The following is a 17,012-nucleotide window of genomic DNA, read 5'->3' as shown; positions in this document are numbered from 1 at the left end:
TTCATTACGCCCGCTGCAGTATTTGTTGTAGCCCCCTTTCTGTTATGCAGGGCCTGCTTTTTTCAATTGGTGTCACTGCGGTTCGTGTGTGTGTCTTTTGCGTTTGTGTGTTTGTTTAAAAATCTCCTGCACAGGAGCGGGCACCCTTTTGCCTGAAAAAAATCATCAACCATCGAGGGGAAAATAATGAAGACAAAATCAATGCTGATGCTCTTGTCATCGGCGGGCTTATGGGTGGGGGCCAATGCCCATGCCTATAATTGCGCGCCCTTGCCTCAGTATGCACCGGGCACTTATAGCGCGGGTGCGCTGGTTAAAAATATCAATAAAGCATTTCGCTGCGACGTAGCGGGTTGGTGCAGTGTTGGTGGCCCCTATGAGCCGGGTGTGGGTTGGGCGGCCAGTAATGCCTGGACGGATCTAGGTGCGTGTGATGCAAACAATAATTCCAGCAGTATTGCATCCAGTGTCGCACTTTCCAGCATCGCACCGTCCAGTGCAGCGCCTTCGAGTATTGCCTCCAGTGTTGCGCTATCTAGTGTTGCTTTATCAAGTATTGCTGTATCAAGTGTCGCGCCTTCAAGCGTGGCTTCCTCCGTAAATTCCAGCACTCAGGGCGGCACTTGCCCCGGTATTAATATCTACCCCAATTGGACGCAAAAAGATTGGGCGGGTAATCCATCCCACGCGGCAGGTGGCGATCAAATGCAATACCAGGGCAAGGCCTACCGCGCCAATTGGTGGACACAAAGTATTCCTGGTAGCGATGGCTCCTGGACATTTGTCAGCAACTGCAGCGGCGGTGTGAGCAGTACAAGTTCATCCAGTGTGGTTTCTGTGAGCAGCAGCAGTGCAAGCTCTGCGAGTGTAATTTCACTCAGTAGTTCTTCAAAAAGTTCATCCTCCAGCTCTTCATCCAGTTCAGTCATTATTGCTTCCTCTTCTTCTGTATCGGTGAGCAGCAGTAGTGTGAGTGTCGTGATTAGTGGTTATTATCCAACGCGTGTGAATCCGGTAAGCCTGAAAGTGAAAGGTTGGCCAAGTGATTTGGCGATGGGTTCTTTCACCGATAACAACGCTGCAGCAAACGATGCTTTGGCCGCGTCAGGTGTGGATTCTATTTTCGCTAACGAAGGCAATGGCACCGGCGATCGCGGTCAGGTCATTACGCCCGCCGTTACTACACAAACCATTTTGCAAGCGCGTAACATTGAAAATGTCAGTGGGCGTTCGGTATTGCCGGTGATTGGTGTGGCGACTGCCGACGCAACCGGTATTGGCGCAGAGGATATTTTAAATAACGCCAATCTGGTCAAACATTTCCAAAATCTGATTCGTATTGCCGCTACTGTGCAAGCCAATAAAGATTCAACTCAGGCTAATCCCGGTGCGTTGGTGCTGAACGCTGGCTTGTTGGCGCAGTGGCAAACTAATCAAAATGGCAGCTTTAAAACTGCATTTGGCAGTGCAGGCAATTGGGTTGCAATTGATGTTAAACAAGCGGTTAAGGATGCGTTAACTAACGAAGCAAATTATGCGCTTGGCAGCCAATCACTATCGGCTATTTACAATCTGAATAGTTTGAAAACTGAAGTGGACAGTGCATTGCAAAACAACATCACCGGTTGGGTGCAGGCGCATAACTTATTGATCAAACGTTTAAGCCCGGATGTATCTTTCGGTTGGGTGGCTAGCGTATCCAGCCCAGGCAATAACACCTGGGTGCACACGGATTTTGATGGCTTGCAAGATGTGTGGGATGCCGCTGCATTTTCAGTATCTAGCTTTGCAAATGCAATTGGTGCTTATACGACGAATAATTATCGCCCTGACTTTTTAGCCTTTGATAAATCCGCTGATGATGGCTTATCGCCCTCTGCGCGTGCGGCTTATGCCTATGGCGCAAAAGAGTGGGAAAATTATTTGAACTATGTGCGTCAAGTAACCGATTCGTTATCGATTCCTGCAATGTTATGGCAAATTCCCGGCGGCCACTTGGCGAGCGTAAGTGAATCAATTGGCAGCTACAATTTAGCCAATGATTCGGGTACCGCTGGTACTTATTTTATGGGCGATAAAAGTATTGGCCGCACTATTAGTAATGTGCGCAGCGAAGTATTAAATATTCCGCTCAATGCCTCTGTGTATGCCGGTGCGAGCAATGTTAATGCACTGTTACAGCAAACCCCTGACTATGATTGGGGAACTTCTGGTTTGCGTCGTGCTGCATTTAGCAATGTGTTTGCGATTCTTTGGGGAAGCAAACAAGGTACTGCTGTTGTTCCAACCGCTACCAGCGCAACGGATAACGGTTGGTTGAAAAATAAAATTGCAGCCAACAAAGCCGCTGGTGGTATGCCTCTGTATGGTTCAGGCCAATTAACAACGGCGAGTGCAATCACCTCAATTCCGCAGTTGAATAGTGATTTGCTCAGCGTTGAAAATGCGATGAACAATCAGGCATTCCTTTACACAACACCATCCAACGGTAAGGAGCCATCCAGCATCTATAAATGGGCGGATTTCTTGATGGCGCTCAATGCCATGCACAACGTTGGTGTGGGTCCAACCAAGTACTGGTTGCTTGATCCAACCAAAGACGACGCAACCAACATCAAGTACGCCAAAGTGGCGATTGCAGCGTTCCTTTCGCAAAGTATGAAAGAAACGATTCAGTATGATGCCTGTGATGAAAATAACTGGTCGATCAACACTGGCGATCCTGTTAATTATCCAATCTCGGCGTCTTGTGGTCAGTTGCAACAGGATTATGCATCCTACGGCCAGGATCCAATTACCGGTCGCGACAACCCATACTCCTGCCCGCGCAATCCCAAAATGGAAGTCACCGCAAACACCAACGCCAAGTGGTACGGTGCACCAGGGCCTTTGTTTGCAGCACCCGATAGAGTGTTAGAGAAAAAAGGTTTGTTGGTTAACGGCAGTGTTGGCTACTGGGATTACGGCGCTTGGTTCCCGGCAGTAACCACGGTTGATAAATCAGCACAGGCTTATCTGCGTGAAGACGGCAAAGTTTACGATGGTCAAAAAGCCGGTAAATTTGTCTGGAACGGCAGTGCAGGTAAAAGTGTTGAAGGTTGTGGCTGGTGGGGGCGCGGTGTAATTCAAACTACGGGGCGCTTGAACTTTGGTAAGTTGAATCACTTCCTCGGCCGCAGTCATGTTGATCCCGCGTATGCCGGTCAAGTGGTGGATGGCATTGAAGTAACCCCAGCGCCGACTGAACCTTTGTATGCCGATATGGATCTCTGTTCAAATCCACAATTGATTTGTTCATCGACAGAACACGGTGAGATCAAGTGGATTGCCGGTTTGTTCTTCTGGATGAATGAAGTACAAGGCTACAACGATCCTGCGTACAACTGGAATTACCATGCACAATTGCAAGCCTATGTGGATGGCGGCTTGAAAGGCGATGCGTTTATCAATGCAATCTCCGGCATTGTTAACCGCGGTTGTCCTGAATCTACTTGCCCGATTAGCGGTGCAGTGGATGGATTAGCCGATAGAAAAGCAAACTTTGTTAAAGTCTTGCAAATTATGGGTTTGAATCCGCAGTAAAACGCGAGTGTAAAATAGAGCACCTGTTAGCGAAGGTGCAATAAAAAACCCGGCACTAAAACGCCGGGTTTTTTTGTTATGCGTCTTACTAAATAATAAAGCGTACTTCACTTGTACATCATTGTTTTTCACTGCCAATAAAGCGATAAATTACCGCACCTAGAATTGCGCCGACAATCGGTGCTACCCAAAATACCCACAGTTGTGCAGTTGCCCAATCCCCCACATAAATTGCTACACCTGTACTGCGTGCAGGGTTTACTGAAGTGTTGGTGACCGGAATGCTGATTAAATGAATCAAAGTAAGTGCCAAACCAATTGCGATGGGAGCAAAACCAGCCGGTGCGCGTTTATCCGTCGCCCCTAAAATAATGATGAGGAAAAATGCAGTGAGCACTACCTCGGCGATAAGTGCAGATTGCAGTGAGTAACCGCCGGGGGAGTGATCGCCATAGCCATTGGAAGCAAAACCACTGGCAACATCAAAACCGGGTGCACCGCTGGCAATCAGGTATAAAACCCCTCCTGCAGCTATGCCGCCTAGCACTTGCGCAATAATGTAGGGGAGTAATTGTGTTGCGGGAAAACGGCCGCCTGCCCAAAGGCCAATTGAAACGGCGGGGTTCAAGTGACAACCGGAAATGTGGCCAATGGCAAATGCCATAGTGAGTACGGTTAAACCAAACGCGAGCGACACGCCCAGTAAACCTATACCAACCTCGGGGAACGCTGCTGCAATCACTGCACTGCCACAGCCACCGAAGATCAACCAAAAAGTACCAAAAAACTCAGCGCCATACTGTTTCATCATGTGCTCCTGCTTAACGATGTCTATTAAAAAATAGATAGTTATTGCGGCTTGTCGTCCCAGCGCAGTTTGATACCTCTTAACCCTGAGGCGGCAGGGCGCAAACTATCCTTTTGATTTCAAACAGAGTTTCGCGAACGGTCAATCAAGTGCCATCATCAATAGAACAGCACCTTTGCGGATCATATACCACTATAGTTGTGTTTTTGTTGTATTCAAAACGTAATTCCCGTACTCACATATAAATTCCAGTAATGCGCTTTGGTATCGCCGGGCTCACCAAATAATTGGTAGTCCACACCCACACCGAGCAGCAGGTTTTCCTGAATCCGCAAACCCACTTCGCCGTTAGCTTCAAACATCGCTTCCCAGTCGTTTAAATCAGGGTTTTTGAATTTAAATTTACCAATGCCCGCACCCACACTGCCCAGTAAATACAAACCGGAGTCATAGGCGTAGGGATCATAATTAATTCCACCAAAACCAACGGAATAGGTTTCCACTTTTACATCCGGTATCTCTTGCTCCAGCTGCGTCACATTCTGGTTCGCGGCAATATAGACCGGTATACGCGGCAATATAATTTTTACGCCCAAACTCCGCTCAAAATCCATATCGTATTTTTCATAATCCGAATACTCAAACTCATCTTCATCCGCAATGATCGTACCCCAAGGCGCAAATTTAAATTGCATAACCATCGGTAAATCATCCTGCGCATAGCTTAGGTTGGTAGTTAAACCTAATAACAATATGGATAAAAAACGTTTCATTATTTTCCTTGAATAATTAATAACAGATTAGGTTAGTGTAGTAGGGCGGCTTCGCGAAGCAAGCCGCCGAAGGTTGTAGAACGGCTAATAACGGACGTTGGTATTGGATTTCATTGCGAGGAAGAAAAATAATTTAAATATTGAATTTTTCTGTTATTCACATCAGCTCTTGTTAGAGCTATAAATCTATTGGAGAGAAGTGAATACTCATATTTCCACCCAGATTATATGGGTGGAAACATACAACACATGAATTTGTCCAGACCTTGTGAATTGCCCCATGCGTTTTCCGCAGGACAGAGAAAACCGTCATCTTCTGCACCCGCAAACCAGTCTGGTAGCGAATAGCAATTTCCTCTTTTATAAGGTGGAGCAGCATGGGCATCGATTTTACAATTTAACTTTGAAGTCGTTCCTTGAATCCCTACCTCGCCCGTTTTTTTATGAGTGTCAATCGAAACGTAATTTTTATAATCCACAGCAAACTTCCTTTTTTCTTTGTGGGAGTACTCCCAGGCTCTTTGATGAAACGTACTGTTATCACCGACCATCACTACATACGCCCCATAATCCTTGCCCTCACTGTAGACAATAATTTCAACGTCATCGCCACTACAGGTCGCATACAATTGTGATGCTATTGCATTGGCTGCTGTTCCAGAAAGAATAAAAATTGCTAGAGATAGAGCTTTCATAATGAATTTTCCTTTTATCCAAATTTAAAGATCACCGATTAAAAGTGTAACATTTTCACGCATAATCTAATCTTTTCCGTTATTTGAGCTCTCGGCCAAGAGCGGAAGTTGGCTATTCCATAGGTTGAGTATGACTGTCCGAGCTAAGTGCTATGGGTTGTTATTTGGTGAAACCAACTTTTCTATCAAAACAAACGCTTTATCTTGAAACTTATATTTTAGGCTAATTGTATAACTGGTAAAGCTCGCGCAGATTCCTAGAGGCAGGTACTCATCACCCTCCTTGCAGGCCACATCATAATTTACAGAAAGTGTATTGTCGGAAAAGTGAGAAGATTCTTGATGCAATGAATATTTCACACTATCAATTTCAATCTGAAAAAGGTAAGGAAGCGTTAATTCAGATCGAAGCTAACTTAATTATCTTATCCGTCCCGCTCACGACATCCACAAATGTTCCGCAGTCGCTATATTCTTCGTTGTCATTTAGTAGCTTGGTAATTTCTGGGTATTTTTTAAGGCTGTAGTAATAACTACCTGTGCTGTCAGCTAGGCACAGGGTCGCGCATGATGAAAGAATAAGAAGGGCTATTGTTGCTTTCATTGGTTATCCATTTACTTTTCAATCTGGATGCAAGCTTTCTTGATGCTTTTGCGAAGTTAATTCTGTTCTCGGCCAAGAGCGGACATATTTCACTTCCAGAAACTGGAAAAGTTAAGCATAAATGCACAAGTCTAATTAAATCACTGAGGTATTTCACCAGCATGAATCGAAAGAGCTGGCTGATTTTCTCCATAGACTTTAATAGGTAGCAACTTTACATGCTCTTTTTTTATCAGTAGAGCAATATCCAAATTATCGAAAATTTCAAATTCTTTAGCATAACGAATGAAGCTACTACCTTTGGTGTTCACACAGTTGTAAAAGAGAACAACTAGTTCATAATCTGACAATTGCGCTCTAGCAATACGTCCAAACTGTTTTTTGTCGCTAAAATTATTTTCCGAGAGGTATTTAAATAAGTTGTATAAGCTACGAAAGTAGTGCCCAAGATCACTTTGTGATTTTAACCAAATTTGGTTGTAAGCGTCCGCGATAACTTGTTGCTCGCCAGTAGAATGATTAGGCTTTAATCTTTCGTAAGCTCGCCTAATTCTTCGACTAAAGACCTTGAAACAATCGCGCCCCTTTGTTTCCCTTTCGTTCCCATTAATTGATCGATGCAAATCAATTCCCGCAACAATATCTTGTTGAAGTTTGAGCATATGAAAAAATGTTGTATCAAGATGTTGTGCTTTAATATCCTCTCTTGTTAAACGCAATTCCTCTTTTGTTAACCCCAGATCTTCTCTCTGATTAAAAATGGTTACAAGTAGACCCGCAAATGCAAGCCCCGAAAATAGTGCGGTAAGTGCACCAAAGCTATCACCAAAAACTCCAGATTTAGATATAGAAATTTCCTGAATAGGCCAAATATTCCACAGCAGCACAATTAGATAAATCCCAAATATCAAAACTACTAAACCAATTATTTTGAAATCACGAGGCGTCATAAGTTTTCCTTTATGGAACTGGCGTTTTTTAGTTGACCTGAGGTTTTATTGTTTGATAATTAGCTATGTTGAACCCACTAATTGAAAGCCGTGCGCTTCAAGGGCCGGCTTAAATTCTTTCAATGAACTTTCTGGTACACCTACCCATAACAAATTCCTAGCTCGGGTAATCGCGACGTATCCAATGCGACCTAACTCTGAATTAACACCTGCCAATAGCGCAGTTATGTGTTCTTTAGTCGTTATGTAGAGAACGCCATCAAGACTTTCCCCTTTAACTTGGTGCACAGTGTCTACGCGCAGGCGAGCACCTTGACCAGTAACAAGATCATTAGGGTCTATTAAGGGCGCATCAGTAAGCCCCTTTTTTGACAATTTATTTCCTAGGTTTTCCGCAGATTTCAGTCCGTATTTTTGGTCCAGAGTAATCAAAAGGACTTTGACTCTGGCTAACAGTAGTGGATGCCATTCTTTATCCGCTCGTAAATTCGAAGATGGGAGACCGATGTTGGCATCACGTGTAAAACCCCAGATTAGGCGAGATATTTGCCTAATTTCTGGATAGCGATTTGGCTGGATGATCATCGTAACCAGATCAGAAGGAGGCTCAGCTAACAATCCAACAATACATTTTGTAACTAACTTAAACGCCCCGAGGTAATCTTGGTGCTTGTCTCGATTTAAAGATGCTAGTGCAAAGCTTTTAATAAGACCTTGCCCATCAGGTGCCGTTCTGCCCGCTAACTTATCGGCTAGTTCACGCCCCCGACATAAGACAGCGGAATTTTCGATACTTAATCCAGCAGCAATCACAGCCGTTCGGAAACTTTCAATCATTTTCTCTCGATCAGCAGTCTTATATGGAATATAAAAAGCGCCATGTGGAGAATCCGGTGCATTGCGATGAGCCTCATCATTTCTTGCAGAAATTCGGTTGGCCACATCCATAATTAAAGGCACAGATCGATAATTTCGCGTCATTGGATAGTAAACAACATTTTGTCGATTGCCGAACTCGGAAAGAAATTTTCCATCAGCTCCCGCGAATTCGTAAATTCCCTGATTCGGATCACCAATAAGAGAGACACGTACTCCAGCAGTCATCAGCAACTCAATAATCGATTGGTGCATTGTCCCAATATCTTGAGCCTCATCAATTAGGATATAAGGATATCTCGTTACTAATGCTCGGAGGACGCCAGGCTGATCTCTTAAAGTTCTATAGCACCAATAACGTCCAAGATTATGCGTGTAGGCACCTGTACATCCCAAACGCTGCACGAGCTTTAAAGAATAGTCACGATCTAATTGAACAATTTTTTCATTCTGAGAATAGTAAAAGTTTTCGATATTATTACTTATTCCGACGTGCATATGGCTGATACACACCGGAAACTTTCCATTCCAAAACGTGAATCCATTTAGAAATTGCTCCCCCCCGGTTACGAGATAAGGCGCCTTATTCGACTGCATCGTGCGATGCGCGTGAGGGTGAATTACATTTCGGATGATAAAACTATCTAGAGTATCTATTTCAACCCTATTGCTTGCCGAGCTTACAGAGGTGCCTGCGTATAATTCCCGATATCCTTTTGTAAATGTATCTACCGCTACATTTGAAAAAGATAGTAAAGCAACACGACCTCGATGCTCTCCCAATTGACGTCGCATCTCTGCAAGCCGTCTCACAGCAGTGTGCGTTTTTCCGCTTCCCGCACAAGCGATGATTGACATCGAGGTCAATGGCGCATCGATTATGTCCTGTTGTTGTTGAGAGTTTTCGCTCATCATTTCGCCTCAATTTGGCAAGCATGTTTAATGGCATTCAAAATATAGTTTGGTACCGTACAATCAGCTCCGTCCGAAAATATTTGAGCGAGTGCTTGGCCAAAATGGCCTTTTTGAACATTCTTCTGATCTCTCTCAAACATTCCCCGAAATAGTGCTTTTGCTTTTGCTGCATCATCCGTCGCCGCTGCGACAATTGTTTCTAGGTCTGTTCCTATTTGTGGGTGTAATTCCTTGAGTGCTGCCAACATAGCTAATCTGTTATTAGCATGAAGTGCGAGATCGTACTCAAGAGTCTTTACTCCGTGAAAAACTTTGACGATTGCATCCTCACTTTTTTTCATTTTTGCGGTGTTGTCTGAAACAGTAACAACATCAGTTAAAGTCGGATAAAGAGCTTGAGGCTTACTCCCATCAGTTGGTTGAGATATAGGGTCAGCATCAGTGATGATTGCTACTGGTATCTTTAATGCCTTTTCTCCAAACAAAGGCATGAACGAATCAAAATTCAATCCTTCAACGCTGATCAAACTTACTCCATGTTCTCTTAACTTCACTCCTGCTTTCTCAGCCAAAACACTAATCAACATTAACTCTGCCGCTCCCTCAACAAAAATCACTCGTTTCGCAAAAAAAATCTCTGCACGAGTCACATCAAGATAGCGCTCTAACTTTTCACGCTTCTTCTTTTCAAATTTTATGTTTCTTGGAAAAAAGGTTTCCACTTTTCCACCTGCGTCTACTAAGCAGGCCAAACTATCCAGATTTGCAATGCTAGCGAAATTAGGGGAATGGCTTGTTACGAACAGCTGAACAGGTCTTTCACCTTCCTTGGATTGGATTGTTTCTAAATAACTAAGTAATACAGCCTGCAATTGCGGGTGTAGATGAGCCTCAGGCTCCTCAATGATTAGTCCACTGTAACTAGATTCTGGATTTTTAGTTAATTCACTCAGTACCACAGCCATAAAGATTAAATTGTTAAATCCCAACCCATTTTGCTCGATTTCAAAAGCATCAACCATGATAGACAAGCGTGCAGCCAATCTTTGAAAATCGCTCCCGCTCAATCCTAAATTTAAAAGTTGAGCCATTTGAGGCCCAAGCATGGAATTATGCCGACCACTTATTGCAGCATGTGTTGTTACGATGGGCTGATGTTTTTTAAGCTCTTCATCAAGCGACTGAAGAGCTTGATTTATTCCATCACGTCCAGCGTCATCTGCAAGCAAATGAAATAGCCTTGCCAATTGACTTGTTCGACTTGGTTTTAAACTTTGAGCGGCATCCCTTAATGCGGGTAGGTAGACCCCTCTTAAATTTTCCATCATGTCAGCGGTTAATCCGACCTCTTCGTAATCACCACACCAACGTTTTGCTCGAAGACGCCCCGTTTTATCGGCTTCGGAATAGCGAATAGTTATGTGAGCCTCCATTTTTTCCGCAGAGCCCGGCTTCAGCGCTGCGAGAAAATCTGCTTCCTCATCTGCATTTAGATCTTTGAAAATATAATTAAACACTATATCACCGACAGACTTACCGCTTGGCGGTCGATGGATGTCTTCTGTGTCCAATCGAGGATATGGCTCTTCATGCCCTGCTAACAAAGCTCGCAGCGCATCGATCACAGCCGTTTTTCCAACATTGTTTGCACCAACCAATACGTTGAGGCCTTTTTGAAAATGAAGTTCTGCCTTAAAAATTTTTCTAAAATTAAAAATGTTTAATTGCGCTAGATACATTAGCCCTAGATCCTTAATATTGTGTTTATCAATTTTTTATTTCGATTTAAGTTGTCTCAACGTTCGCTTTGGGCACAACTGCGTCGGTCTAGATACATCAAACGGCACAGCGCGGACATTTAAACCTGCACAACCTAATAATGATGACACTATTCACCGTCACTCACAGGGCCGAACATTTCGAGTCCAGACATTGCCGTTCGAGGAAAGAAAGCTTTCAACTCACCCAAGTCAGCAACGCTTCGTTTTAGCGTGAAACTTCCTGAAACGTTATGCATCTCAAAAAATTTAATTTCTCTGGGCATCAGAGCGGAGACTACAGCATGTACGACTGTATCAGGACAACGGATACCAAAAACAATTTCCTCAAGCAAAAGCGGTGAGTCCTGCAAACCAACATGATCGAAAACTCGCCACTCTTTTTCGTATTGCCATGCCGATGCCTTACGCAGCAATATATTTTCATCTAACTTTTTTTGGGCAACTGCATCTTTTTCTAAGATGGCAGTAGCGATTAGACTGGTCTTTACAAATCGCTCACCTCCGTATAGAACCTTATGAATTTCTGGCACAGGGCTTCGATTTAATGAATATCCGGCACAAAAGCCGTAATGCTGATCAGCATAATGGCTCCACAGTAATGGATTGCTATAGGTTGTGGAGAAGCAACAAATTCCGCGATTGTTTTGCTTTAAAAGCTCACGTTGAATAGCAAAGGTCAGAAGGCGACACTCAGCTTCTTCGACGCTACAATCGTAGTCTGGATTTGTAGCATGATATGAAATATTACTGAGCTCGGCTCTCGTAGTCTGATCGGCATGTTTTTTTGCATGCCTTGCTGCTCCATTACCTGCCACCTTACCCGCATTTAAAGAGCTGAGTATTTCTTGTTCGACCCTAGAGAAAATAAGTGCCGCTAAAATATCGCGCAACGTCGATCGATCGGAATCCTGTTTAACATCAGCTTTACAATCTAAAGGATCGTTGAAATTAGCAGGCTGAGAAAAAAATACCTTATCCTGACACAGAGCATCGAGAGAAAGTGCATTAAATTTCTGATAGCGATATAATTTTTTTGGTATTTTTTTACTCAGAAAAGTACTCTCTTTTTTTATAAATTAGAAAAAATATTTAGATAAATTCTGTTCAATTGTTTATGAAACATTCCTATCAATCATTGAGGGCACGCCTGAGCGATGGTGAAATGTAATTTATATGACATTCGCCACTAATCATTTTGGACTGTTTGATATCACCACTGTGCTCCAGAATATTCAAAATGTGATCGATTAGTAACAGAGGGGAATTTACTTCTTCTGCTATCGCAGAATTTTTAGATAGCTGCTTGTTCACCAAAGCAAACTTAACGGTCTTTATCGTTTCTTGATAATTCGAGATGCAGTCTCTAGCGTAAAGCTCAAATCCAGCTTCTGTTATCTTGAATGAGTGAAGATCACATCCAAGTGTTCGGTGTAACTCTATCGAACCAAATTTATCCATAATTTCCATAGCATCTTTTAGTTCTTGCTCTGGTAAAATTGGATTCGCATCTACAAAGAATAATTTCTTTGGATCAATAGACATACTTCCCGTTAACAGAGCGTTCTCACATGACACTTTAAGTAAAAGACTATCATTTTTATGCATGCCGCTTATAAGCGTTATCGGCGATTCAGTATAAAGAGGCAATTGCCCGAGTGGTGGCTTAGTAGAAATATTAAAAATAGATGCGAGTATCCTATCAAAACTCGCATTATAAGAGTTTAAATCTGGGACGCGCTCCCATAACGTACTCGCCAGAACCTCGGGAACTTCGCAATTGTCCAAAACAACTGGAATTAACTTGCTCCCGTTATTTATTCTTTTCACCACCGCTGCGTTAAGTTCTTCGTGAACCCATGGCTTATTCACACTTGAGGTAGATAGAATGACGATAAATGCTGCTGCATCTTTAATCCCTTCCTCAAATATCTTATCTACCAGACTATCTCCTGGCAGCATCTCCCATTTATCTAACCAAGCGTCTACACCGTTTTTGCGTAACCTGGTTGCAAAATCAATAACAAATCTTTCTTTATCCTCACTTGCATGACTTACAAAAACCTTGGGGTGCATAAATACTCCATTTTTTACTCATGACAGTTTTTACTTAACAGATAAAGCCATGTTTATGGAAGGCTTGTCTAACTCAACTAAAAAATACCCAAGTTACAATGCCCTACAATGTATACGAAGAATACACAGTTGAATGAATTTGGAGTCCTGTAGCTTTGCAGTCATCCTCCAACTTCCGCTTTGGGCACATTACTGCCCTTAAAATGTGTTGCGGTTCGTGAACTCACCAGCAACCTACCTTTATTGTGCCATTTATGTGAAATGGGGTTTTCTGAAAGGTAATAGGCTCGGAGGAAAAGGTCAATTACACAATATAACCAAGGGGGAGTTCGTGGGTTTTTATCTGACAGGAGCCTACAGTTACCAAAAAATCAGAATGTGGTAACTGTAGGTGTCACTAGTGAGGCGGGTATTTAGCCTTGGCTTTGGCTTTGTGTTTGAAAAAAATCTTCTTCGATTCTTCTTACATCTACCGAGACAAATAATTGGGGGGAGTGACCGCCGCCGAAGATGACGCCTTTGAGTGGGGTTACATCGGAATAGTCGCGGCCCCAGGCGGTGGTGATGTGTTGTTCGCCGGTGACTTTGTTGTTGGTGGGGTCAAATTCGTACCAGCCTTCGCCGGGGGAATAAACGGCGAACCAGGCGTGGGTGGCGTCGGCGCCGATTAATTTTTCCTGGCCGGGGGCAGGCAGGGTTTCCAAATAGCCGCTGACGTAACGCGCCGGGTAGCCGAGTGAGCGCAGGCAGCCGATGGCGAGGTGGGCGAAATCCTGACAGACGCCGCGTTTGTGTTTGAGCACATCGGCGAGTGGTGTGGCGACGTCGGAAAATTCCGGGTCATAAACGAAATCGGTAAATATGCGTTGGGTTAAATCCATCACCGCCGATAAAAACGGGCGGTCGTCGCTGAAGGAAGCAGCGGCATAATCGGCAAGATCCTGATGCTGTTGCACCATGGGTGAGTCGAGTATAAATTCCCGCGCGCAGAGTGTTTCCCAATCTTTGCTGTGTTGCAGTAAATATTTTACGTAGCTGCAGGGGTTGCCAAAATCCAGGTTGATGCTGGTGCTGCTGTCCTTAATGGTGATTTCGCTGGTGATACTGACATCCAATTCGCTGTGCGCTTTTTCAATCGAAAATTGTAAAAACTGATTGCCAAAATAATCGCTGCGGCTATTGCTGGTGGTGGCCGGTGGTGAGAGTTTGATGTCGATAGTGTCTACGCGCTGACGATCAGTGGAGCGCGGTAACACATAGGCCAGGTTGTAGCAGTGGCTCACCGGTAATGCGTAGGCATAGCGAGTGGTATGGCGAATGCGATATTTCATAATCCCGGCTTCCTAGAGCTGCTCTTGCCATTCGGTATTTTTTACCAGCAGCTGTGGCCCTTCGGTGTGATCGAAGTAGCGCTGCCCAATGGCCTTGGCCACTTGCGTCATTAAATACTGCAAGCGCGACAGCAATTGATCCAGTTCGGTGCGAATACTATTGTGGGTTTTTACCAGCGCGCTAATGTCACTCAATTTCAACGCGGTAGTCGCTTCCAATAATAATTTGTGTTCGCTGCTGAGAATTTCGCGGTCGTCGGGCAAGTCAGAAAAATGATGTTCCAATTCATTGAGTTGATAAATCAACGAGCGCGGATTTTTGCGATTCAGCATTAACATTTCCAAGGCTTGTTCCAACCGAATGCCATTTTGATAACGGCGACGATAAGGAATAAGCGCTTCACTGCACAGCAAGCTGGATTCGATAAGCGTTTCCTGTTCTATCTCATCAAATTCGGTGGCGAGTAGTGAACGCAGGGTATTAATAATTTGTAATGCGCGCTCCAGGCGGCGGCCCATTTCCATAAAGTGCCAGCCATTGCCGCGTGTCATGCTTTCGTGAATTAATCCGGCAAAAGCAAGTAGCGTGGTAATAAGCGGCGCCAGTGCTTCTTCCGGTGCGGAAAGCGAGCTGGGTTCCAAGGCTAATTTTAATTGCTCAAGTTCATCGCCCACATCGTTAATTACGCGCTGGGTATCGCTGGAGAGTTGCTCTTTGACTTGTTCAGCGGCTTCAATCATCGCCGTTAAATTATTGGCGACACTGCCGAGGCGGCGACTGTCCAAAATAATTGAAATCATTTCCGGTTCAGGGTTCTTGAACAGTTCCGGTTGCAAGCTGGTAAAGCCGGGGTAGGTGGCGGTGACGTGAGTAACTGCACTCAGCAGTGTGCGGCACACCGCGTCGGGTAATTTTTCAGTTTTATTTAATTGAATAAATACCGTGCGCAATAAGCGCATGGCAGATTCCGCGCGCTCGGCGTAGCGGCCCATCCAAAATAAATTTTCTACCACCCGGCTGGGCAGTGCACTGCTGCCTTCGGTGGATGACTGCATGTCCAGGGTGCGCAGGCTGATTTGTTTTTCCGGTTCCGAGGCGAGCACCCAGGTGTCTTTGGAAACAGAGCCGCGTTGGTTGGAAATAATTTTTTTATCCGGATCCAGGTTTACGCGCGTAAGGCCGCCGGGCATTACCGCGTAAGAACTTTCACTGGCAACTGCGAAGGTGCGCAATACCGAGGCACGCGGTTGGATTTGCCCCTGATGCCAGGTGGGCGTTTGTGCGCCGGCCACATATTCCTGCGCCGCAAATTGCAGCGGATTTTTACGAATGCGATTTTGCCAGGCTTGTAATTTTTTATCGTCCAGATCCGCGCCGTACACTTCATACAAACCGGGGCGACGATAGGTAGGTTTAATCAGTAAATTTTTTAAATTGCTACACACATATTCCAGGTCGTCGCTATTGCCACACCACCAGGTTTTCACCGAGGGCATTTGCAAATCGCGCCCGAGCAAGGCTTGGGCAACAGCGGGTAAATAACGCAATAGCGCCGGGTTTTCCAATACGCTGGAGCCGAGTGGGTTGGCGATAGCAACATGGCCGAGGCGCGCCACTTCCAGCAGGCCGGGCACACCTAGGCGTGAATCGCCTTTTAATTCCACCGGATCGCAATAGACATCATCCACGCGGCGCAAAATTACATCGACACGTTTTAAACCGTCGAGCGCTTTCATCCACACATAACCATTGCGCACACTTAAATCGCCGCCTTGTACTAATTGGAACCCCAAATAATTGGCGAGATAGGCGTGTTCAAAATAGGCTTCGTTATAAATGCCGGGGGTGAGTACAACAATGCGTGCAATGCCACCGTTGGGATTTAATTCCTGCAGGCGTTGACGCAAACGCGAAAAAAATAATGACAGGCGATGCACATGACTATCGCGAAACAAACTGGGGAATACGCGGTTCATGACCGTACGATTTTCCAGCGCATAACCTGCGCCGGAAGGCGCTTGGGTGCGGTCGGCCATCACCCGCATTTGACCGTCATGCGCACGCACCAGATCGGCACCATGCACAATTAATTGTTGTGCGCCGGGCAATTTTATATTTTGACAGGGGCGTAAAAATCCCTGATGGGAAAATAATAATTCTGGTGGGATAACGCCACGGCGCACCAGGCTGCGTTCGCCGTAAATATCTTGCAGCAGTAAATTAAATAATTCGGCGCGTTCAACCAGTGCGGTTTCAATGTTGTTCCATTCATCGCTGTGAATTAACAGCGGAATAGGATTGAGTTGCCAGCTTTGGCTCGCATCCGGTTCGTCGTAAATTTTGTAGGTGGCACCATCGTCGCGCAGGATGCGGCGTGCTTTTTTCTGCCGCTCTTCGATGGCATCGTGCCCCAGCGTTTGTAAGCTGTGTAACAGGTAGCGCCAATGCGGGCGAATACCGCCTTCAGTATCGTAGGCTTCATCCACCCCCGCCTGTGGGGATGGATAAGTGAATGCCTTACTGCTCATTGTATTGCCCTGATTGTCCATAAGCGCGGAAGAGAGGTTCATGATAATCAGTAATTGTTATGAATATGGCCCCGATTGTAACCCTATTCACCTCG

General features: G+C 44.8%; 12 protein-coding genes. 1 reads left to right on the top strand and 11 read right to left on the bottom strand.

Going from position 1 to position 17,012, the window contains the following annotated elements; genetic code table 11:
* The first annotated feature begins 186 nt into the window (after positions 1-186).
* On the top strand, positions 187-3,582 hold the full coding sequence (locus O59_RS22085; RefSeq protein ID WP_232283094.1) for a cellulose-binding domain-containing protein: 3,396 nt from the start codon (positions 187-189) through the stop codon (positions 3,580-3,582).
* Between the two features lie 118 nt (positions 3,583-3,700).
* On the opposite strand, the gene aqpZ is transcribed toward O59_RS22085, so the two are convergent.
* From aqpZ to O59_RS14865, 11 genes are all read right to left on the bottom strand, one after another.
* Positions 3,701-4,393 (bottom strand): aquaporin Z, encoded by a 693-nt coding sequence (aqpZ, locus tag O59_RS14915; protein ID WP_007644178.1) that lies wholly within the window; start codon positions 4,391-4,393, stop codon positions 3,701-3,703.
* Between the two features lie 212 nt (positions 4,394-4,605).
* Positions 4,606-5,163 carry a hypothetical protein gene (locus O59_RS14910; protein ID WP_007644177.1) on the bottom strand — a complete coding sequence of 186 codons (558 nt, stop codon included), beginning with the start codon at positions 5,161-5,163 and terminating at the stop codon, positions 4,606-4,608.
* A gap of 224 nt (positions 5,164-5,387) precedes the next feature.
* A complete protein-coding gene (locus tag O59_RS14905; protein ID WP_040392812.1) occupies positions 5,388-5,858 on the bottom strand; it encodes a hypothetical protein in 471 nt (156 codons plus the stop codon).
* A gap of 400 nt (positions 5,859-6,258) precedes the next feature.
* A complete protein-coding gene (locus tag O59_RS14900; protein WP_040392810.1) occupies positions 6,259-6,462 on the bottom strand; it encodes a hypothetical protein in 204 nt (67 codons plus the stop codon).
* 140 nt (positions 6,463-6,602) lie between these two features.
* Complete coding sequence (locus O59_RS14895) at positions 6,603-7,412, bottom strand: putative phage abortive infection protein (protein ID WP_007644176.1); 810 nt, start codon at positions 7,410-7,412, stop codon at positions 6,603-6,605.
* 63 nt (positions 7,413-7,475) lie between these two features.
* The gene (locus tag O59_RS14890; protein ID WP_007644175.1) at positions 7,476-9,203 is read right to left on the bottom strand and encodes a UvrD-helicase domain-containing protein; all 1,728 of its coding nucleotides are present in this window, start codon (positions 9,201-9,203) and stop codon (positions 7,476-7,478) included.
* The gene (locus tag O59_RS14885; protein ID WP_007644174.1) at positions 9,200-10,942 is read right to left on the bottom strand and encodes an ATP-dependent endonuclease; all 1,743 of its coding nucleotides are present in this window, start codon (positions 10,940-10,942) and stop codon (positions 9,200-9,202) included. Before O59_RS14885 ends, O59_RS14890 begins: the two co-directional genes overlap by 4 nt.
* 149 nt (positions 10,943-11,091) lie before the next feature.
* The gene (locus O59_RS14880) at positions 11,092-11,874 is read right to left on the bottom strand and encodes a DUF2971 domain-containing protein (protein WP_007644173.1); all 783 of its coding nucleotides are present in this window, start codon (positions 11,872-11,874) and stop codon (positions 11,092-11,094) included.
* Positions 11,875-12,112: 238 nt separating this feature from the next.
* Positions 12,113-13,057 carry a toll/interleukin-1 receptor domain-containing protein gene (locus O59_RS14875; RefSeq protein WP_007644172.1) on the bottom strand — a complete coding sequence of 315 codons (945 nt, stop codon included), beginning with the start codon at positions 13,055-13,057 and terminating at the stop codon, positions 12,113-12,115.
* Positions 13,058-13,470: 413 nt separating this feature from the next.
* Positions 13,471-14,388: a transglutaminase family protein gene (locus O59_RS14870; protein ID WP_007644171.1), complete on the bottom strand. Its 918-nt coding sequence runs from the start codon at positions 14,386-14,388 to the stop codon at positions 13,471-13,473.
* Between the two features lie 12 nt (positions 14,389-14,400).
* Entirely contained in the window at positions 14,401-16,959 is a 2,559-nt protein-coding gene (locus O59_RS14865) for a circularly permuted type 2 ATP-grasp protein (protein WP_007644170.1), read from the bottom strand.
* Between the last annotated feature and the right edge of the window lie 53 nt (positions 16,960-17,012).

The organism is Cellvibrio sp. BR, assembly GCF_000263355.1.
Lineage (GTDB): Bacteria > Pseudomonadota > Gammaproteobacteria > Pseudomonadales > Cellvibrionaceae > Cellvibrio.
This window is presented reverse-complemented; position numbering and strand designations above follow the sequence as displayed.